Origin of the sequence: Burkholderia sp. HI2761 (genome assembly GCF_002223355.1) — a bacterium.
Lineage (GTDB): Bacteria > Pseudomonadota > Gammaproteobacteria > Burkholderiales > Burkholderiaceae > Burkholderia.
Genome location: NZ_NKFN01000007.1, coordinates 2,363,343 through 2,381,711 on the forward strand (window position 1 = coordinate 2,363,343; position 18,369 = coordinate 2,381,711).

Below are 18,369 nucleotides of genomic sequence, written 5' to 3' on the forward strand. Positions count from 1 at the left end.
GAATTCGATGAACATCCGGTTTCTGGAAACCTTCGTCTGGCTCGCGAAGCTGGAAAACTTCCGGCTCACGGCCGAGAAACTGCACACGACGCAGGCGGCCGTGTCGAGCCGCATCGCGTCGCTCGAGGAAGCGTTCGACGTGCGCCTGTTCGACCGCAACACGCGCTCTGCCACGCTCACCCCCGCGGGCCGGCGCATGCTGGCCTACGCGGAGCGGATCGTGCGGCTCGACGGCGAAATGCGGCGCGACATCGACGCGGCGAGCGACGCGGGCCTGATCCGGATCGGCGTGATCGAATCGATCGTGCACAGCTGGTTCCCCGCGCTGATGGCGCAACTGCGCGAGCGCTATCCGCGCCTCGACGTCGAGATCACGAGCGACACGACGCTGCACCTGATCCGCCTGCTCAGTACCGACGGCGTCGACCTGATTCTGCAGACCGACCCGGTGCCGGGGCCGGACTTCACGAACCTGCCGCTGTGCGAATTCCCGGTGCGCTGGGCCGCGAGCCCGCGCCTCGGGCTCGGCGGCCAGCCGCTCGACGTCGCGCGTCTGGCCGGGTTTCCGATCATCAGCTTCTCGCGCCACTCGGGGCCGCACGCGACGATCGAGCGGCTGTTCGCGGCCGTCGAACGGCCGGCCAGCATCAACTGCATCACGTCGGTCGCCGCGATGATCCGCCTCGTCGCCGACGGCTTCGGCGTGGCCGCGCTGCCGCCCGCGATCATCGGGCGCGAACTGCACGAAGGCACGCTCGAACTGCTCGACGTCGAGCCCGAATTCCCGGCGCTGCCGCTCGTTGCGACGTACCGCAGCCAGGGGCTGCCGGTCGCCGCGCGTATCGCGGAACTCGCGAGCGAAGTCGCGCGCGCGATGGCGGCCGCCGCGAACCTCGCGAAGCCGGCCGCCCCCGATCGCGCCGACGTAGCGCCCACGCGCAAGGCAACCGCCAAAAAAACGAACACGTCGACGAAAACGAAGCGCACGGCGAAAGCCGCCTCGCCTGCCACACCCGCCGCAAAACGCCGCCCGCGCCGCTCATAAGAAAACCTGTTCACCGCGAATTTGTTTTCTTGTTGGACGGGCGCGGCCCGTCTTCGGGACACTGCGGTTCCTGACACCCCCGTCACGAGGAACCCCGCGATGACCCGCCTTTCCCTTCCGCACGGCCAGCTTTGCGTCTGGACGGATATCGACCCCGCGCACGAAGCCGATTTCAACGCCTGGTACGACCGCGAGCACATGCAGGAGCGTGTCGCGATTCCCGGCTTCACGCATGCGCGGCGGTTTCGCGCGACCGACGGCGGCCCGCGCCGATATCTCGCGCTGTACGTAACGGAGGCGCTCGACGTGTTCCGGGGCGACGCGTACCGGCGCGCGTTCACGCAGCAGACCGCGTGGTCGCTCGCGAACTTCGAGCGCATGACGGGCACGCAGCGGCGCGTCGGCGAGCTGACGATCGAGGCCGACGACGGCGAAGGCGCGCATCTCGCGCTGTTCGTACTGCCGCCGGACCGCATCGACGTGCCGCACCTGCGCGAGCGCTTCGACGCCGCGCTGCACGAACCGGGCATCCACGCCGCGCGGCTCTTCCGCACGTCACCGGACCTGTCCGCGCCGATCGGCGCCGCGGCGGCCGCTCGCCCGGCCGCCGATGCGCTCGTGCTGATCGAAGGCAGCGACGCAGCGGCCACGCGTCGCGTCGCCGCCGCACTTGCCGGGCACGACGACGTGCGCACCTTCGACCTGCTGTGGCGCGCCGCCGCGCCGCTGCCTGCCCGGCGACGCGACACCGACGCCGAACCGGCCAGCGCTGCCGCCCTGCCTGCCTGAACGCCGGACGCCGACACCGGCCCCGCGCTTCATCCCGTCATCCGTCACGACCTGCCCGATACCATGAGCACTCTCGCCCAGCCCGCCGCCCACGCGCCCCGCCGTGTCCGCAACAGCCGACTCGCGACCGCGAGCATGATCGGCACGTCGCTCGAGTGGTACGACTTCACGATCTACAACACGCTCGCCGCGCTCGTTTTCAACCATCTGTTCTTTCCGTCGGTCGATCCGCTGGCCGGCACGATCCTCGCGTTCTCGACTTATGCGGTTGGCTACGTGTCGCGCCCGCTCGGCGGCTTCGTGTTCGGCAACCTCGGCGACCGCATCGGCCGCCGCGCGGTGCTGATGCTCACGCTCGTGCTGATGGGCGTGACGACCGCGCTGATGGGCGCGCTGCCGACCTATGCGCAGGCCGGCATCCTGAGCCCGATCCTGCTCGTCGCGCTGCGCTTCGTGCAGGGCGTCGCGCTCGGCGGCGAATGGGCCGGCGCGGTGCTGCTGTCGGTCGAGCACGGCGACCAGAAACGGCGCGGGCTGTCCGCATCGTGGACGCAGATCGGCCCGTCGTTCGGCACGCTGCTCGGCACCGGCTGCATCGCGCTCGTCACGCTGTCCACCACGTCCGACACCTTCCTGTCGTGGGGCTGGCGCGTGCCGTTCGCGGCCAGCGCGCTGCTCGTCGTGTTCGGCTTCTGGCTGCGGCGCGGCGTCGACGAAACGCCGCAGTTCGAGCAGCTCGCCGAATCGCACGCGACCGCCGAAGTACCCGTCGCCGACGTGCTGAAGTACCACTGGAAGCGCCTGCTGATCGCGGGCGGCTCGCGGATCGGTTCGGACGTGCTGTATGCGCTGATCGTCGTGTTCACGCTGACCTACGTGACGACCGTGCTGCACCTGTCGCGCCCCGTCGCGCTGACGGCCGTGATGATCGGCACGGCCTGCAACGCGCTCGCGGTGCCGTTCTTCGGCGCGCTGTCGGACCGTTTCGGCCGTCGGCCCGTGTATCTCGCCGGCGCGCTCGCCGGCATCGTGTGGGCGTTCGCGTTCTTCGCGCTGCTCGATTCGGCGCGCCCCGCGGCGATCGTCGCGGCCGTCGCGATCGGCCTCGTGATCCATGCGGTGATGTACGGCCCGCAGGGCGCGTTCGTGACCGAACAGTTCCCGACGCGCGTGCGCTATGCGGGCGCGTCGCTCGCGTACACGCTCGCCGGCATCGTCGGCGGCGGCTTCGCGCCGCTCGTGATCGCCACGCTGTTCCGGCAGACGGGCACGACGACGGCCGTGTCGCTGTACGTCACCGCTGCGCTCGTCGTCACGTCGATCGCACTCGTCGTCGCGCGCGAGACCGCGCACCGGCCGCTCGAGGATTGAGCGCCGCCGCCAGCCGGTTCGTTCCTTCGCACTTCAAACGGATATCCGCATGCCAACCCTGTCGTTCAACGTGATTTCCCTGCAAGGCCCGCCGGCCGCCGTCGACGTCGACGTCGAACGCGTCGTGATCGCCGGCTGGGCCGGCCGAGATCCGGCCGCGATCCGCGCGCACATCGACGAACTCGCGGCGCTCGGCGTCGCGCCGCCGTCGACCACGCCGTGCTTCTATCGCGTGTCGTCCACGCTGCTCACGCAGGCGCCGTCGATCGGCGTGCTCGGCGCGCGCTCGGGCGGCGAGATCGAATGCGTGCTGGTCGACAGCCCGGCCGGCACGCTGGTCACGGTCGGCTCCGATCACACGGATCGCGAAGTCGAAGCGTACGGCGTCGCCGTGTCGAAGCAGGTGTGCGCGAAGCCGCTCGGCCGCGACGCATGGCGACATGCGGATGTCGCCGATCACTGGGATGCGCTCGAGATGCGTTCGTGGCTGATCGCGCGCGACGGCGAGCGGCTCGCGTACCAGCACGGCGCGGTCAGCGGCCTGCTCGCGCCCGACGTGCTGTGGCAGCGGTTCGACGATCGCCGCACGATGCCCGCACGCTGCGCGATGTATGGCGGCACGGTCGCCGTGCACGGCGCGATCGCGGCGATGGGCCACGGCGATGCATTCGAGATGGAACTGCACGATCCGGTGCTCGGACGCAGCCTCACGCATCGCTATGTCGTCGAGGTGTTGCCGGTCGTGGCGTAACGGCGAGCGGAAAAACGCACGGGACACGGACACGGGCACGACGGCTTTCGGCCGTTGCGCCCGTTTCTACCTGTACGACTCGAAGCAGCGGTAGTCCGGAAAGTTGAACTGCGCGCTGTCGCAGTACAGCAACCCTGCCAGGTTGGTACACCCGCTCAGTGTGAACATGATTGCCCCCGCAACCGACGTTTTCCATGCGAAATACCCCATCGCGCCCCCGTTTCCTCCTTGTCGGTGTTGACCGACATGATGCGCATCGGACGCACGCGGGTATGTGGAGAATTGTGGTCCCGGGCATTCTTCGGTTCGCCGTGACGCGTTTCCGCGCCCGGGGCTCTGCCTCGTTACCCTTCCTTGCTCACCCGAGACACCCGAGCCCGGCCAGCGTCGCCTCCACCGCGGTATCGAGCGGCGTCACCGGCTCGCGGCCGAGCACCGCGGTCACGCGCGCGTTGTCCATCCGGACCGGTTCGCGCCACAGGTAACGCATCTCGAGCAATTCACGCAGCGTCGTGACGAACGGCGCGGCCACCCACACGAGCCACCACGGAAAATCGCGCAGCGCCGGCCGCATGCCGTGCCGCTGCGCAACGCGTTGCACGGCCCGCGCCATCTGCATGCCGTCCTCATCCCAATGCCCGCCCAGATGAAATCGCGCGAATGGCTCCAGCGTCTCGCGCCGCTCGATCAGTTCGACCATCACGCGGGCCACGTCCGGCACATACGACCATTGATGGCCGACGCCGCGGCTCGGCACGCTGATGGCCGCGACGGGCCGCCCCGGCTTGATCAGCCCCTGAGAGAACCAGCTGTTGCCGAGCTGCGGCCCGAAGAAATCGCCGGCGCGCACGACGATCGCCCGCACGCCGTGCGCGCTCGCGTCCTGCAGCCGCCGCTCCAGCTCGACGCGAATCGCGCCCTTGCGGGTGGCCGGATGCTGCGGCGCATCTTCCCGCAGCACCGGAAACGCATCGGCGCCGAAGTTGTAAACCGTGCCCGGCAGCACGACGGTCGCCTGCGCGGCCCGGGCCGCCGCGATCGTGTTGTCGATCATCGGCAGCACCTGGGTGGCCCAGTTCCGGTACCCGGGCGGGTTCACCGCATGCACGATCACGCCGCAGCCGCGTGCGGCACGCACGACCGCATCGCGATCCAGCGCGTCGCCGCGCATCCATGCGATGCCGTCGCGCTCCACGACCTCGGCATCGAGCCCGCGCTTGAGCGCACGCACCTGCCAGCCCGCGTCGCGCAACTGCCGCGCGACTTCCCCGCCGATTCCGCCGCTCGCGCCGAGCACGAGTGCCTGCCGTTGCGTCCCGCCTGCGTCGATCGTCATTGCCGCTCTCCTTGAATGGAACCATCACGACACGCATTCTGGCGCGCCGGCGACTATCAAGGAATTACCTAACCCAACGGATCAGCTATACATTTATGCATGACCACCGATCTGAACTGGGAACGCTACCGCACCTTCCTCGCGGTGCTGACGGAAGGCTCGCTGTCCGGCGCGGCGCGCGCGCTCGGCATCACGCAGCCGACGGCCGGCCGCCATGTCGCCGCGCTCGAAGCCGCGTTCGGCCAGACGCTGTTCACGCGCTCGCCGTCGGGCCTGCTGCCGACCGAGGCCGCGCTCGCGCTGCGCGGCCATGCGGAGGCGCTGCGCAGCGCGGCGGCCGCGTTCGAGCGGGCGGCGGCCAGCCATGGCGCCGGCGTGCGCGGCATCGTGCGGATCTCGGCCAGCGACGTGATCGCCGTCGAGGTGCTGCCGCCGATGCTCGCGCAATTGCGGCGCGACCATCCTGGGCTCGTGATCGAACTGGTGCCGACCGACCGCATTCAGGACGTGCTGAAGCGCGAGGCCGATATCGCGGTCCGGATGGCGCCGCCCGCGCAGGACGCGCTCGTCGCGCGGCGCGTCGGCGAAATCGAGGTCGGGCTGTATGCGCGCGACGATTACCTGGCGCACCACGGCGCGCCCGCGACGATCGACGCGCTCGCGCACCACGCGCTGATCGGCTTCGATACGGTCACGCCGTTCATCCGCTCCGCGGGGCGCGGCATGCCGATGTGGAAGCGCGACGCGTTCGCGCTGCGCACCGACAGCAATCTCGCGCAGCTTGCGATGATCCGCGCCGGCTACGGGATCGGCTTCTGCCAGACGGCGCTCGCGAAACGCGACGCGCGGCTCGTGCGCGTGCTGCCGGACGGGCCCGCGATGCGGCTGGAAACCTGGGTCGTGATGCACGAAGACCTGCGGACGAGCCCGCGCTGCCGGGCCGTGTTCGATGCCCTGGCCAACGGGTTGCGTGCGTATGCGGACGGTGAAGTCGCCGAGTAGAAAGCGCCGTGCGTGAATCGCGCGGGCCGCGTTATTCGTAGATTTTCCCGGCGAACAGGATGTCGGCGATGCGCCGCCATGGGTTGTCGGGCACGTCGTAGTCGCGCAGCCCCTCTTCCGACGCCTCGGCCCAATCGATCATCGCTTCCAGGTATTCGCCGATCGAGCGGTTTTCCCAGCCGAGCGCCGCGTGGGCATACGGCGACAGCGGCGCGTCGGCCTCGAGCTGCCGCTCCGTGTGCCAGTCATGGCCGAGCACCCGCAGGAAATGGACCAGCGAGCGCTCGTCGACCACGCGCTCCAGCGCATGCTGCAGCTTCGCGGCCATCTGGTTCTTCAGTTCGTCGTCGTTCATGCCCGTAGCCCCCTGGCGCGCCCGTCGGGGCGCACCGCCGCGTGACGCGCGGCATGGTTTTACATCAGCAGCTGACGCGACAGCACCTCGCGCGCCTGGGCGACGGTCTCACGTTCGCCCGGCAACGGCGGCGTCAGCGAAAACACCGCGTCGGGCAGCGGCGGCAGCCGGTATTTCGTGCCGAGCCGCATCAGGCCGTCGCCGATCGCCGACGCGCACAGGCAGCCGACCCCGAGCCCCGCCGCGAGCATCGACTGCAAGCCCGCGACGCCCGACGCGCTGTGCACGAGCACGTACGGCGTGTGCCGTTCGTCGAGCGAGCGCACCGCGACCTGATGCATCATGCAATCGTCCGGCAGCAGCACCAGCGGCAGCGGTTCGGGCAACTGTTCGGCGAGCGCGGGCGACGCGACCCACGACAGCGGTTCGCGACGCAGCACCCAGCGCGTGTCGGCCGACACCGGCCGGAACGGCCCGCTCGACATGTTCATCACGACGCCGAGATCGATCTGCCCGCGTGCGTGCGCCACTTCGATATCCGCGCTCTTCATCGCGCTCACGTGCAGGCTCAACTGCGGGTAGCACTCGCGCAGCCGCGCCAGCATGCCCGCGACTTCATTCGTGCGGTAATAGTCGGTGATCGCGACGCGCAGTTCGCCCTTGATCGCCTGCCCGCGCAGTTCGTCGAACGCGGCCTCGTTCAGCGCGACGATGCGCCGCGCGTGTTGCAGCAGCCGCGAGCCGGCCGGCGTCGGCTCGACGCCGCGCTTGCTGCGCACGAACAACGGCACGCCGGCGCGCGATTCGAGCTTGCGCACCTGCTCGCTGACCGTCGATTGCGACAGGTGCAGCAGCGGCGCGGCGGCCGTCAGGCTGCCGGCATCCGCGACCGCCGCGAAAGTGCGCAATTGATCCAGATCGAAACCGCGCATCGTCATTCCTTATCCATCGATTAACCCGATGGATGCTACCACTCTTTCCCGCTTTTCCGAACCATGTGCGATACCCAGAATAATGGGGCAACGGCCTGCCTGCGTCTGTCGCCTATCGGGCCCTCATTTTTTCGGATCCTGTTTTCATGCCAAACAACACCCTTGCCCCCTGCGCGCCGGCCGGCGCGGCTGCCGCGACGCCGCGCAGCCACCACGGCTGGGCGCTCGTGGTCCTGCTGGTCGGCGCCATTCTGCCGCCGCTCGACTACTTCATCGTGAACCTCGCGCTGCCGGCCATTCGCGACGGCATCGGCGCACGCCAGGCCGAGCTGCAACTCGTCGTGTCGGCCTATGCGTGCGCGAACGCGGTCGTCCAGATCACCGGCGGCCGTCTCGGCGACCTGTACGGACGCAAACGCATGTTCATGATCGGCATGGCCGGCTTCGTGCTCGCGTCGACGCTGTGCGGGCTCGCCGGCAACGGCACGGTACTCGTCGGCGGCCGCGTGCTGCAGGGCCTGTTCGCCGCGATCCTGGCGCCGCAGGTACTCGCGACGATCCGCAGCGTGTTCAGCCCCCAGGAGCAGGTGCGCGTGATGGGCTTCTACGGGTTCGCGTTCGGCCTTGCGGCCGTGATCGGCCAGCTCGGCGGCGGCGCACTGATCAGCCTGCATCCGTTCGGGCTCGGCTGGCGCGCGATCTTCCTCGTCAATCTGCCGATCGGCATCCTGGCGCTGATCGGCAGTTGGCGCTTCATCCCGGAAAACCGCGCGCCGCGCGGCCAGCGCATCGACGTGCCGGGCACGGTGCTGATGTCGCTGTTCCTGCTGATGCTCGTGTACCCGCTCACGCACGGTCGCGAAGCCGGCTGGCCGCTGTGGATGATCGCGTGCGGCGTCGGGGCGCTGCCGATGCTCAGCGCGCTGCTGACGGTCGAAGCGCGCCGGCTCGCGCGCGGCCACGATCCGCTGCTCGACGTGCGCCTGTTCCGCAACCCGGTCGTCGCGCTCGGGCTGCTGCTCGCGTTCCTGTTCTACACGCTGAGTGCGTTCTTCCTGAGCTACGGGATCTATCTCCAGGGCTGCCTGAACTGGTCGCCGCTCGCGTCCGGGTTCGCGATCCTGCCGCTCGGGATCGGCTTCCTCGCGAGCCCGCTGCTGATGCCGCGCCTCGTCGCCCGCTTCGGCGGGTACCGCGTGCTCACGCTCGGCTTCGCGATGCTCGCGGCCGGCGTCGCGAGCGCCGCCGCGCTCGCCCGCGCCGGCGCGCCGGGCCCCGGCTTCTATGCGGGCATCGCGGCGATCGGCATCGGGCAAGGGCTCGTGCTGCCGTCGGTCGTGCGGATCGTGCTCGCGGAAGTCGATGCGGCCCGCGCCGGGGTCGCGTCGGGAATGGTCAGCGCGATGCTGCAGATCGGCGCGGCGGTCGGCGCCGCGACGATCGGCGGCGTGTTCTTCGCGCGGCTCGGCGTGCATCCGGCCGCGCTCGATTACGTCCAGGGGTTCAGGACGTCGATGTTCACGCTGACGGTCGTGTTGCTGGCCTGCATTGCGCTGTCGATGGCGCTCGGACCGCTGCATCGGCGGCTGCATGCGGATGCGTGACACGGAGCATGCGACGAAACAGCACCGTCAGGCCGACGCGGCGATCAGCGCGATTCAGGCGCGGCATGGCGACTCGCCGGCCTCCGGTTCATCGGTGAGGCTCGCGCCGTGCCTGCCGCGCCTCCCATTCGGCCAGCTCGACGCGATAGCGCGCGAGCGCTTCGTCGTACAGGTCGAAGACGCACGGCGAGCAGCCGCTGTTGCAGCAGTCTTCCAGTTCGGGTTGTACAGGTGGGGTCGGACGGGGATCGTCGACGGACGGATCTCCGGAAACTTGGTTCGGCACGGCGTGGTCCGGTAATGTGGAATGGTCAGTATAGGGCGATCCGGGCCGCCGCCGCGTTGGGCAGGCCGGGCGGATCGACGATGAACGCGCCTATCATGGCGCGATCGCCGCGCGCGGCATGCCGCTGCGTTTGGCCGTATTTCGATCCCACAGGAGCTGCGCGATGGCCGAAGCCGTGAATCCACCGACAGTCTGGGCGCCGTTCGGCGCGTTCTCGATGGCCATGATCCAGGGCGACGGCCGGATCGTGCATCTGAAGGGGCAGGTCGCGCTCGATCGCGACGGGCAAGTCGTCGGTGCCGGCGACATGCGCGCTCAGGTTCGCCAGACGCTCGACAACATCCGCGACGTGCTGGCCGCACTGGGCGGGCAGATGCGCGACGTGATCTCGCTCGTCCATTACGCTACCGACATCGACGCATTCATGCAGGCCGGCGACATCCGCAACACCTGCTTCGCCGCGCCCTATCCGGTGACGACGACCGTCCAGGTCGAGCGTCTCTACCATCCCGACCTGCTGATCGAGATCGCGGCCATCGCCGAAATTCCGTTGGCGCGGTTTCGTCGCCCGCTATCGCATGCGTGAAGCGTCTCGGGCCCGCGTGAAAACGCGCGCCGGTCACGGCTTTCCCGACCGGCGCGCGCTTGCCTGCAACTCGCTCGCTTACTTCGCGGGCGCACCCGGCTTCACCGCCCCCGGCTTGTCGGCCAGCGGCTGCCACGCGGCGCCGAGCGAATACCAGTCGACGCGGCGCGTGAGCGTCATGATGCCGGCGAGAATCGCGAACAGCAGCAGCGAACCGAGCATCAGCGCATTGTCCTCCGACAGCAGCAGCCCGTAGAGCGCGGCGTACAGCATCGCGAGCAGCGCCGCGAACGTCGCGCCGCGCTTCACGCTGTGCAGCACGAACGACAGATAGAAACCGAGCAGCCCGATGCATGCGCCGCTCGCCGCGAGATACGCATAGCCGAACGCAATATGTTCGGACAGGCTCAGCAACAGCAGGAAGAACAGCGCGAGCGACAGGCCGACCAGCGTGTACTGGATCGGGTGAATTCGCAGCCGCTTCACGAGCTCGTACATGAAGAAGCTCGCGAACGTGAGCATCACGAACAGCACGCCGTATTTCGTCGCGCGTTCCGCCTGCAGATAGACGTTCACGGGTTCGATCACCGACACCGACGCCATCTCGATCCCGCCGTCGCCGTTGCCGTTGCCGGACGCCACTTGCTCGCGCGCCTTCGTATTGAACGACGTCACGTGCCAGTTGCCGACGAAGCCACTCGCATCGATCCTGCGCTCGGCCGGCAGGAATTCGCCCCCGAAGCTCGGATGCGGCCACGTCGATTTCAGCGAGAAGTCGTTCTGGTCGCCCACCGGCGCGAACGCGACCGATTCCGCGCCCGCCAGCGGCAGGCCGATGCTGAACGGCACGACCGTCGCCCCTGCGTTTGCCTGCGCCAGCGCCGCGAGATCGACGTTCGCATGCACGCCCTGGCGCAGGCTGTCGAGCCGCGTACCCTGCTCCACGTCGATCCGCTTGCCGCCGATGCGCAGGTCGGGCTGCGCCTTCAGCCCGCGAAGGTCGCCGATGCCGAGCGCGACGTACACGCCGTCGATCTTGAAGCTCACGTGGCCGTCCGCTTGTGGCAGCTTCTTCAGGTCCGGCAGCGGCAGCGTGCCCGTCATCCGGCTGTCGAGCCCGTACACGAGCGCCTTGTGAATGCCGCGATAGCGCTCGCTGACCGACAGCGTGCCGTCGACGCTCAGCGTCTTCGGGAACACGAGCAGCCGTTTCGTCTCGCTTTTCAGGGTGGTTTTCGCCTTGCCGCCGGCGCGCGCGTCGTCACTCACACGCGTGACTTCCGTGTAACGGACGACGAGCACCGGCCCCGTCACCGTCTGCGGCCCCGCGTAGCTCGCCCAGATGCTCTGCAGCGCGCTCTGCCGATAGTCGGCGCGTTCCCGCACGATGCTCTGGACCATCTGCAGCGGGATCAGGATCGCCAGCGCGAGAAACGCGGTAATCATGGACTTGAACAACAGGACTCGATTCATTGCTGGCAGGTACCGGAGTGGAAGGTACGGTCAGCATGAGCGGCCCCGGTGAAGGGCGATTGAAGCCGGCGTGAAGCGAATGTGTGGCGGGCGTGAAGCGCGCGGTCAGCCCGCCGACGGCAGCGTGAGCGTCGCGCACGCGCCGCCTTCCGCGCGGTTCGCGAGCGCGACCTGGCCACGGTGCAGCATCGCGACTTCGCGCACGAAACACAGCCCGAGGCCCGTGCTGCGATCCTGCCCGTCGGGGCGCGGCAGTGAATAGAAACGTTCGAACACGCGCGACAGCGCATAGTCGGGCACGCCGGGGCCGTCGTCCGCGACGCGCACGACCGCGACGTGCGCCCTGCCCGCCGGCTGCCGCTCGAGCGCGATCCGGATCGTGCTGCCCCGCGGCGCGAAATCCAGCGCGTTGTCGAGCAGGTTGCCGAGCGCCTGCCGCAGCAGGAACGGATCGCCGTCGACGACCGCCGGATCGGCCGCATCGTTCGCCTCGATCCGCAGGCTCACGCCGCGCTGCCGCGCGCGCGGTTCGATATCGTCGACGAGCTGTTCGAGCACCGGCCGCAGCGCGACCGGCTCGTGCACCGACAGGCGCTGTTTCTGCTCGACCTCGGCCAGCGCGAGCAGCTTGCGGATCATCTGTTCGAGGCGGCCGGCCTGGCGGCGGATGTTCTCGGTGAAACGCCGGCGGTTCGCGACCGGCATGTCTTCCTGCAACAGCTCGGCCGCGCCGCTGATCGCGGCCAGCGGGCTCTTCATCTCGTGCGTGAGCGTGTGGATGTAGGTTTCGACGTACTGCCGGTCTTCCAGCCGCTGATGCATGCTTTCCACCGCGCGCCCGAGCTCGGCCAGCTCGTTCGCGCCCTGCAGCGGCATCGACGCGCGCTCGCCGGCCGCGATCGCACGCGCATAGCGCTGCAGACGCCGCAACCCGAGCACCAGCCACCACGTGCACGCGGCGCCGATCAGGATCGCGCCGCCCATCAGCAACGCGCCGTACAGCATGATCTTGCGCTGGCTGCGCGCGATGAACGGGGCGACCGTCTGGTTCGGCTTCGCGATCGTCAGCACGCCGATGATCTCGTTGCCGCGCCGGATCGGCGCCGCCACGTGCATCACGGTGCTGCCGTCGTCGTTCGGATCGCTGCGCGTGCTGCGTGCGCCGTATTCGCCGCGCAGCGTCCGGTACACGTCGTTCCAGCGCGAATAGTCCTGCCCGACCGCGCTGCCGGCCGAGTCGTAGCGCACGATGCCGTGCGCGTCGGTGATATAGAGACGGTAACCGATCGCGTTCTTCTGGATGCCCCACACGTTCGCGCTGACCGGGCGCTCGTGCAGTTTCCCGAGCTGCCGGGCGAACGCGCCGTCGGCGATATGTCCGCTCGCCATGTCGTCGGCGGCCAGCGTCGCCAGCACTTGCGCGGTATCGACGAGCGTGTCCTCCATCGCTTCGCGCACGCCGGGCTTCACCTCCTGAACGAATACGCGCAGCGTGATCAGCGCGGCCAGGCCGACGATCAGGAAAAAACCGAAGAAGATGCGCAGGCCGATATGCATGGGCGGTGCCGGTCGTTACGGTTGCAGCGAATAGCCCATTCCGCGATGCGTGCGGATCGGGTCGCGCTCGGGATCGATCGCGCGCAGCTTGGCGCGCAGCGTCTTGACGTGCGTGTCGACCGTACGGTCGGCCGAATCGAGCGCCTCGTGCCACACGAGATCCATCAATTGTTCGCGCGAATAGATGCGCCCCGGATGCCGGACCAGCAGCGCCAGCAGCCCGAATTCGTAGCGCGTGAGGTCCAGCGCGTGGCCGAGCCACGACACGCGCGCACCGTCGGCGTCGAGAGTGAAGCCGGCGGCGACCGGTGCAGGCGCGTCGGCCGGCGTGGTCACGGGCGCCGGTTCCAGTGTGCTCACGGGCGCCGGTTCCGGTGCGGCCGCCCGATGGAAGCGGCGCAGGATCACGCGCACCCGCGCGGCCAGCTCGCGCGGCGAAAACGGCTTGACGACGTAATCGTCGGCGCCGATCTCGAGCCCGACGATCCGGTCGATCTCGTCGTGCCGCGCGGTCAGGAAAATCACCGGAACATCTGTGAACGTGCGCAGCCGCCGGCATACCTCGAAGCCGCTGAGGTCAGGCAGGCCGACGTCGAGCACCACGAGATCGACACGCGTGTCGCGCAGGCGCTCGAGCGCCGCCTGCCCGAGCGTGCAGTGGACGGTCTGCATGCCGTCGGTGCCGAGGGCATAGACGATCGTGTCCGCGATCGCCTGTTCATCTTCGACGATCAGGATGGTGGGCTGAGTCATGGTCTCGGGTTCGGGTCGCGCAATCCGGTGCGACATTGTACGCACGGCCGGCCCCGGCGAGCCTCTCCCCGGCGCGCTACGCGACGCGGCCGCTCACCGGAATCGACGCACCGGTGATCGCCTGCGCGTCGTCCGACAGCAGGAATCCGATCGTCGCCGCGAGCTGTTCGGGCCGCACCCAGCGCGAGAAGTCGGCGTCGGGCATGTCCTTGCGGTTCGGCGGCGTGTCGATGATGCTCGGCAGCAGCGCGTTCACGGTCACGCCGCGATCGAGCAGTTCCGCTGCCAGCGCCTCGGTGAGCCGCGCGACACCCGCCTTCGCGGCCGCATACGCGCCCATCCCCGCGCCGGCCTTGAACGCCGCACCCGCGCCGATGTTGACGATGCGGCCGGCCTGGCTCGCCACCAGATACGGCAGCGCGGCCTTCGATGCGTTCAGCGCCGTCTTCACGTTCAGTTCGTACATGCGGTCCCACGTGGCGGCGTCGCCGTCGGCGATCGTCTGCCACGCGAATGCGCCGGCGATGTTCAGCAGCGCGTCGACCCGGCCGAACTCGCGGTTGACCGTTTCGAGCGCCTGCGCGGCGGCCTGCGGATCGACGAGATCGATGCCGCCGATGCGCAACGCATCGGCCGGCACGCCGGGCAGCGCCTGCGCCGCCGGGGCCGCGCCGCGGCCGATCAGCGCGACGCGTGCGCCGTGCGCGCCGAGCCACACGGCCGTCGCGACGCCCAGATGGCCGAAGCCGCCGGTGATCGCGACTGCCTTGCCTTTCAGGTCGTGTTCCATCGATGTGTTCTCCTGGATCGAGGGTGATGGGATGAAATGCCGACAGCGTAGCGCCGTTCACGCGTTCGTGCGCACGGCGATGCGGGTGCGGTGATGCGGTCCGTCCGTCGTTTCGCCGTGATTGTCGGGCGCCGGCGCGGCGGCAGCATCGCGAAACGGATCGCAATCCATGCATCGCCGGCGAAGCCCGGCAAGCGCGCAGTCGGACGGCCGGGCATAATGCGCGATGCCCGCCAGACGTGGCGCGCGGCACGACGGCCGGGCCTGCGTGCCCGATGCTCGTGTCACCGCCAGCTCGCATCCCGAACCTCAACCCGTCCATCCCATGCAAGTACTCGTCATCGGAACCGGCAAGCTCGCCAACGAGTTGCTCGGCTCGCACAAGCTCGACCCGGCCACCTGTCGCGTGATGCCATGGTCGGACGGCACGCGGACCGACGCCCGGTCGATCGTCGTCCATGCCGGTTCCGGCCGCGAACTCGCCGCGGCGATCGCGTTCTGCCAGGCCACCGCGTCGCCGCTCGTTGAATTGTCGACCGGCTCCGACCTCGAAACCGGGGCGTACGGCTTTCCGGTCGTGCTGTGCCCGAACACGAACATCCTGATGCTCAAGTTCATGAGCATGCTGGAAACCAGCGGCCACCTGTTTCGCGACTGCGAGATCAACGTGACCGAATCGCATCAGGCCGGCAAGACGTCCGTCCCCGGCACGGCCGTCGGCATCGCCCGGTCACTCGGCGTGCCGCCGGAAGACATCCGCTCCGTGCGCGACCCGGCCGTGCAGCGCGGCGAATTCGGCATCCCCGACGCTCAGCTCGGCCGCCATGCGGTTCACCGGATACGCATCGACGACGGCGCATGCAGCCTCCAGTTCGAATCGCGCGTATCCGGCGCGACGCCCTATGCGGATGGCGTATCGCGCATCGTCGAGGCCGTCCGGCAGCACGATCTCGAGCATCGTCGCTATTCGATCGTCGAATTCATCCGCAACGGCTGGCTGTAGTCGCGGCGGCGGCGGGCGGCACGGCCTCGCATCGCGCGGGGCCGCATGCCGACGCCGGCGCGGCCTCGCCGCGGCCACCGCCCTCGCTGGCTCGCCGCTACCCCAGCACCGCGCCGCTCTCCGGCAAGGTTGCTCCGCCGTCGACGACGATCGTCTGCCCGGTGATGTATGCCGCATCGGCCGAGGCGAGAAACAGCATCGCGTTCGCGATGTCCTCCGGCTCACCCATCCGTGCCAGCGGAATGTCGCGTGCGATTTGCGCCGCGACCGACGCGTCGCCGAGATTGTCGGCCGCCGGCGTGCGGATCATCCCCGGTTCAACGCCGTTGACCGTCACGTTGCGGCGCGCCAGCTCCAGCGCCGCCGCCCGAATGAAGCCGTTCACGCCGGCCTTCGACGCCGCGTAATGCGCGAGCCCCGGATAGGCGACGCGCGGCCCCGTCACCGACGACGTGACGAGCAGCCGCCCGGCCCCCGCGCGCTCGAATGCCGGCAACGCGGCCTGCGCAAGCCAGAACAGCGCCGACAGGTTGACCGACAGCGTGCGCTCGAGCGTCGGTTCGTCGATCCGGACGAACGGCGTCAACGGAAAATACGCGGCATTGTGGACGACGACATCGAGCCGTCCGCCGTCACGCTCGACCGCCGCGACGAGCGCACCCAGTTCATCGCGGCTCGCGGCATCGACCCGGTATGCGCGTGCCTCGCCGCCCGCGCCGGCCAGTGCGTCGGCCTGCGCGGCTGCCGCGTCGCCGTTCAGGTCGGCGACCGCGACGAACGCGTCGGATTCCGCGAAACGGCGCGCGATCGCCGCGCCGATCCCTTGCGCGGCGCCCGTGACGAGCACGACACGCCCGCTGAAATCTGCACGCAGGCGGCCGCTGCCCGGCACGGCCGTCATCGCCGCGCCTCGCCGCCGAGCGGGTGCACGGTGTCGTTCAGCACCTGCGCGTAAGCGCCGATCTGGAAATTCGACAGCGTGCCGAAATCGCCGCCCTGATAGCCGAAGATCTTGCCGTCGGTCTTGCGCTGCGCAAGGTCGATCAGCACGACACCGAGCGTCGGCACCACCTTTTCGCGCCACACGAACAGATACAGCGCGTCCGCGATCCTGAAGTAATGACAGCGGTCGACATCGGCCAGCCCGCCTTCGACGCCCTGCAGGCACTGCCACGCGTAGAAATTCTCGTTCAGGTAGATGTGCTCGTAGCATTCGGTCGGGCTGTAGCGGTACATCGTCCGCTTGCCGATCAGCTCGCGCGTGGGCGCATGCAGCGGCCCCGGCCGGGCATGGCCGCCGAGCGTACCGTGCCGGAATTGCGCATCGACCGCCGTCAGCGGCAGCCCGCGCGCGACGCGCGTGAACGCATCGATGCGCGTGTCGGCTTCCGTCGGCAGCGTACCGACGACCGACGTCCACACGCCGGTGTCGAGATCGATCACGAGGCTCACCGAGGTCGCCCGAGCGGTGGCATCGATGTAGTCGACGAAGTACAGGCCGTCCCGCAGCCGCGTCACGCGGCACGACGCGCGGCCGCCCGTATCGGTCGCCGTATCGCGCCACTGCAGCGCGCCCGGCTCGAACGTATAGAGGCGCCACGTGCCCGATGCGTCGCCGAGCGTCAACGTCCGCCCGACGAGCGCGTCGACGGGTGCGAGGACGTTCGCTTCCGGCGCGAAGCCGTCCGCCAGCGCACCCACCTGAATGAATACCGGATCCTGTCGTTCCACCTGCCGTCTCCCGCGCAGCTTCAGGCCCGGCGGGCCGTGTACGCTGCTCACGTGCACATGGTGCGGGCTGCGCGCGCGGCGCGGTATCCCCCAAAAGGATGAAGGGCGCGCGGCGCCGGAACGCGCTAAAGTGCACGTGATCCGCGCCGCAACCGGCGCGAGGAGCACCCATGCACCGTGTCACCCACTACCGACGCACCGGCGAAGGCATCGAGGCAATCAGCCTCGAATCCGATCGCGCGTTTCCGCGCCACGCGCACGACGAATTCGGGGTCGGCGTGATCGTCAGCGGTGCGCACCGGTCGTGGAGCGGCCGCGGGCAGGTCCACGCGCTGGCCGGCGACGCGATCATGGTCAACCCCGGCGAGATGCACGACGGCTCGCCGCTCGAGGCCGGCACCGGCCGGCGCTGGCGGATGCTGTACCTCGCCCCCGCGCTCGTCGCGGGCGTCGCGGCGGAAGAAGGCCTCGGCGGCGTCGAGCTTGCGCATCCGGCCGTGCGCGACGCGCGGCTCGCGGCCGCCGTCGGCCGTCTGCATGCGCGCATCGTCGCAGGCGAAACCCAGCCGCTGGCCCGCGACGAAGCGCTCGTGATGCTCGTCGCAGGTTTGCTCGCCCGGCACGCAAACCGCGCGCTGCCGGCGGCGGGCGTCGCGCCGGCGGTCCGCGTCGCCCGCGAGCGGCTCGACGCAGCGCCGGGCGCAGCCGTGTCGCTCGCCGAGCTGGCCGACCTGAGTGGCGTCAGCCGCTTCCAGTTGCTGCGCGGCTTCGCGCGCGAGCTCGGCATCACGCCGCATGCATATCTGGTCCAGCAGCGCACGCGGCTGGCGCGCGCGCTGCTGGCCAGCGGCCTGCCGATCGCCGATGCCGCGGCTGAAGCCGGCTTCGCCGATCAGAGCCACCTGACGCGCGCGTTCGCGCGCCAGTTCGGGATCACGCCGGGGCGGTTCACGCAGGCGGGTTAAGTAACGCCATCGCCCGCGCAGCGCGGGGCCGCCGGGCACA

The 18,369-nt window shown here is 69.5% G+C and carries 19 protein-coding genes; 9 read left to right on the top strand and 10 right to left on the bottom strand.

Translation table 11 applies throughout. The annotated features are described in order from the left end of the window. Positions 1-7 precede the first annotated feature (7 nt). From CFB46_RS28320 to CFB46_RS28335, 4 genes are all read left to right on the top strand, one after another. Positions 8-1,045, top strand: coding sequence for a LysR family transcriptional regulator (locus CFB46_RS28320; protein WP_089502041.1), 1,038 nt, complete (start codon positions 8-10; stop codon positions 1,043-1,045). A 99-nt stretch (positions 1,046-1,144) separates the two neighbouring features. Continuing rightward, positions 1,145-1,834, top strand: a complete 690-nt coding sequence (locus CFB46_RS28325; RefSeq protein ID WP_089502042.1) for a DUF4286 family protein — start codon at positions 1,145-1,147, stop codon at positions 1,832-1,834. A 135-nt stretch (positions 1,835-1,969) separates the two neighbouring features. Further along, a complete protein-coding gene (locus tag CFB46_RS28330; protein WP_373558214.1) occupies positions 1,970-3,205 on the top strand; it encodes an MFS transporter in 1,236 nt (411 codons plus the stop codon). Positions 3,206-3,254: 49 nt separating this feature from the next. Further along, positions 3,255-3,956 carry a DUF2848 domain-containing protein gene (locus CFB46_RS28335; protein WP_089502043.1) on the top strand — a complete coding sequence of 234 codons (702 nt, stop codon included), beginning with the start codon at positions 3,255-3,257 and terminating at the stop codon, positions 3,954-3,956. Positions 3,957-4,314: 358 nt separating this feature from the next. Here CFB46_RS28335 and CFB46_RS28340 read toward each other — a convergent pair whose 3' ends face one another. Further along, positions 4,315-5,292: an NAD-dependent epimerase/dehydratase family protein gene (locus CFB46_RS28340; protein ID WP_089502044.1), complete on the bottom strand. Its 978-nt coding sequence runs from the start codon at positions 5,290-5,292 to the stop codon at positions 4,315-4,317. Between the two features lie 99 nt (positions 5,293-5,391). On the opposite strand from CFB46_RS28340, the gene CFB46_RS28345 reads away from it, so the two are divergent. Then, entirely contained in the window at positions 5,392-6,294 is a 903-nt protein-coding gene (locus CFB46_RS28345; protein WP_089502045.1) for a LysR family transcriptional regulator, read from the top strand. A 31-nt stretch (positions 6,295-6,325) separates the two neighbouring features. On the opposite strand, the gene CFB46_RS28350 is transcribed toward CFB46_RS28345, so the two are convergent. After that, the gene (locus tag CFB46_RS28350; RefSeq protein ID WP_089502046.1) at positions 6,326-6,649 is read right to left on the bottom strand and encodes a DUF7660 family protein; all 324 of its coding nucleotides are present in this window, start codon (positions 6,647-6,649) and stop codon (positions 6,326-6,328) included. Between the two features lie 59 nt (positions 6,650-6,708). Then, the gene (locus CFB46_RS28355) at positions 6,709-7,581 is read right to left on the bottom strand and encodes a LysR family transcriptional regulator (RefSeq protein WP_089502395.1); all 873 of its coding nucleotides are present in this window, start codon (positions 7,579-7,581) and stop codon (positions 6,709-6,711) included. A 146-nt stretch (positions 7,582-7,727) separates the two neighbouring features. Between CFB46_RS28355 and CFB46_RS28360 the strand changes: the two genes are divergently transcribed. After that, a complete protein-coding gene (locus tag CFB46_RS28360; RefSeq protein ID WP_089502047.1) occupies positions 7,728-9,185 on the top strand; it encodes an MFS transporter in 1,458 nt (485 codons plus the stop codon). Between the two features lie 88 nt (positions 9,186-9,273). Here CFB46_RS28360 and CFB46_RS28365 read toward each other — a convergent pair whose 3' ends face one another. After that, on the bottom strand, positions 9,274-9,471 hold the full coding sequence (locus tag CFB46_RS28365; protein WP_080322500.1) for an oxidoreductase-like domain-containing protein: 198 nt from the start codon (positions 9,469-9,471) through the stop codon (positions 9,274-9,276). A gap of 163 nt (positions 9,472-9,634) precedes the next feature. Here CFB46_RS28365 and CFB46_RS28370 point away from each other — a divergent pair, with 163 nt between their 5' ends. After that, positions 9,635-10,057 (top strand): RidA family protein, encoded by a 423-nt coding sequence (locus tag CFB46_RS28370; RefSeq protein ID WP_027781067.1) that lies wholly within the window; start codon positions 9,635-9,637, stop codon positions 10,055-10,057. 78 nt (positions 10,058-10,135) lie between these two features. On the opposite strand, the gene creD is transcribed toward CFB46_RS28370, so the two are convergent. From creD to CFB46_RS28390, 4 genes are all read right to left on the bottom strand, one after another. Beyond that, on the bottom strand, positions 10,136-11,530 hold the full coding sequence (creD, locus tag CFB46_RS28375; protein ID WP_089502048.1) for a cell envelope integrity protein CreD: 1,395 nt from the start codon (positions 11,528-11,530) through the stop codon (positions 10,136-10,138). Positions 11,531-11,635: 105 nt separating this feature from the next. Further along, a complete protein-coding gene (gene creC / locus CFB46_RS28380; RefSeq protein WP_089502049.1) occupies positions 11,636-13,087 on the bottom strand; it encodes a two-component system sensor histidine kinase CreC in 1,452 nt (483 codons plus the stop codon). Between the two features lie 15 nt (positions 13,088-13,102). Then, the gene (gene creB, locus CFB46_RS28385) at positions 13,103-13,840 is read right to left on the bottom strand and encodes a two-component system response regulator CreB (RefSeq protein WP_089502050.1); all 738 of its coding nucleotides are present in this window, start codon (positions 13,838-13,840) and stop codon (positions 13,103-13,105) included. 76 nt (positions 13,841-13,916) lie between these two features. Beyond that, positions 13,917-14,630, bottom strand: a complete 714-nt coding sequence (locus CFB46_RS28390; RefSeq protein WP_089502051.1) for an SDR family NAD(P)-dependent oxidoreductase — start codon at positions 14,628-14,630, stop codon at positions 13,917-13,919. A 325-nt stretch (positions 14,631-14,955) separates the two neighbouring features. Here CFB46_RS28390 and CFB46_RS28395 point away from each other — a divergent pair, with 325 nt between their 5' ends. Continuing rightward, the gene (locus CFB46_RS28395; protein ID WP_089502052.1) at positions 14,956-15,633 is read left to right on the top strand and encodes a dihydrodipicolinate reductase C-terminal domain-containing protein; all 678 of its coding nucleotides are present in this window, start codon (positions 14,956-14,958) and stop codon (positions 15,631-15,633) included. 97 nt (positions 15,634-15,730) lie between these two features. Here the strand turns inward: CFB46_RS28395 and CFB46_RS28400 are convergent, their stop codons facing one another. Next, positions 15,731-16,534, bottom strand: a complete 804-nt coding sequence (locus CFB46_RS28400; protein WP_089502053.1) for an SDR family oxidoreductase — start codon at positions 16,532-16,534, stop codon at positions 15,731-15,733. Then, positions 16,531-17,364, bottom strand: a complete 834-nt coding sequence (locus CFB46_RS28405; RefSeq protein WP_089502396.1) for a molybdenum cofactor biosynthesis F family protein — start codon at positions 17,362-17,364, stop codon at positions 16,531-16,533. The genes CFB46_RS28400 and CFB46_RS28405 overlap by 4 nt, the downstream gene beginning before the upstream one ends. Positions 17,365-17,534: 170 nt before the next feature. On the opposite strand from CFB46_RS28405, the gene CFB46_RS28410 reads away from it, so the two are divergent. Continuing rightward, complete coding sequence (locus CFB46_RS28410) at positions 17,535-18,329, top strand: AraC family transcriptional regulator (RefSeq protein WP_089502054.1); 795 nt, start codon at positions 17,535-17,537, stop codon at positions 18,327-18,329. Positions 18,330-18,369 lie beyond the last annotated feature (40 nt).

Bases quoted from the DNA above. Each gene is read 5' to 3' on its own strand.
- CFB46_RS28330 (WP_373558214.1), top strand. From the start codon at position 1,970: ATGATCGGCACGTCGCTCGAGTGGTACGACTTCACGATCTACAACACG.
- CFB46_RS28345 (WP_089502045.1), top strand. From the start codon at position 5,392: ATGACCACCGATCTGAACTGGGAACGCTACCGCACCTTCCTCGCGGTG.
- CFB46_RS28320 (WP_089502041.1), top strand. From the start codon at position 8: ATGAACATCCGGTTTCTGGAAACCTTCGTCTGGCTCGCGAAGCTGGAA.
- CFB46_RS28395 (WP_089502052.1), top strand. From the start codon at position 14,956: ATGCAAGTACTCGTCATCGGAACCGGCAAGCTCGCCAACGAGTTGCTC.
- CFB46_RS28400 (WP_089502053.1), bottom strand. From the start codon at position 16,534: ATGACGGCCGTGCCGGGCAGCGGCCGCCTGCGTGCAGATTTCAGCGGG.
- CFB46_RS28410 (WP_089502054.1), top strand. From the start codon at position 17,535: ATGCACCGTGTCACCCACTACCGACGCACCGGCGAAGGCATCGAGGCA.
- CFB46_RS28350 (WP_089502046.1), bottom strand. From the start codon at position 6,649: ATGAACGACGACGAACTGAAGAACCAGATGGCCGCGAAGCTGCAGCAT.
- creD (WP_089502048.1), bottom strand. From the start codon at position 11,530: ATGAATCGAGTCCTGTTGTTCAAGTCCATGATTACCGCGTTTCTCGCG.
- CFB46_RS28370 (WP_027781067.1), top strand. From the start codon at position 9,635: ATGGCCGAAGCCGTGAATCCACCGACAGTCTGGGCGCCGTTCGGCGCG.
- CFB46_RS28390 (WP_089502051.1), bottom strand. From the start codon at position 14,630: ATGGAACACGACCTGAAAGGCAAGGCAGTCGCGATCACCGGCGGCTTC.
- CFB46_RS28360 (WP_089502047.1), top strand. From the start codon at position 7,728: ATGCCAAACAACACCCTTGCCCCCTGCGCGCCGGCCGGCGCGGCTGCC.
- CFB46_RS28355 (WP_089502395.1), bottom strand. From the start codon at position 7,581: ATGCGCGGTTTCGATCTGGATCAATTGCGCACTTTCGCGGCGGTCGCG.
- CFB46_RS28335 (WP_089502043.1), top strand. From the start codon at position 3,255: ATGCCAACCCTGTCGTTCAACGTGATTTCCCTGCAAGGCCCGCCGGCC.
- creC (WP_089502049.1), bottom strand. From the start codon at position 13,087: ATGCATATCGGCCTGCGCATCTTCTTCGGTTTTTTCCTGATCGTCGGC.
- CFB46_RS28340 (WP_089502044.1), bottom strand. From the start codon at position 5,292: ATGACGATCGACGCAGGCGGGACGCAACGGCAGGCACTCGTGCTCGGC.
- creB (WP_089502050.1), bottom strand. From the start codon at position 13,840: ATGACTCAGCCCACCATCCTGATCGTCGAAGATGAACAGGCGATCGCG.
- CFB46_RS28325 (WP_089502042.1), top strand. From the start codon at position 1,145: ATGACCCGCCTTTCCCTTCCGCACGGCCAGCTTTGCGTCTGGACGGAT.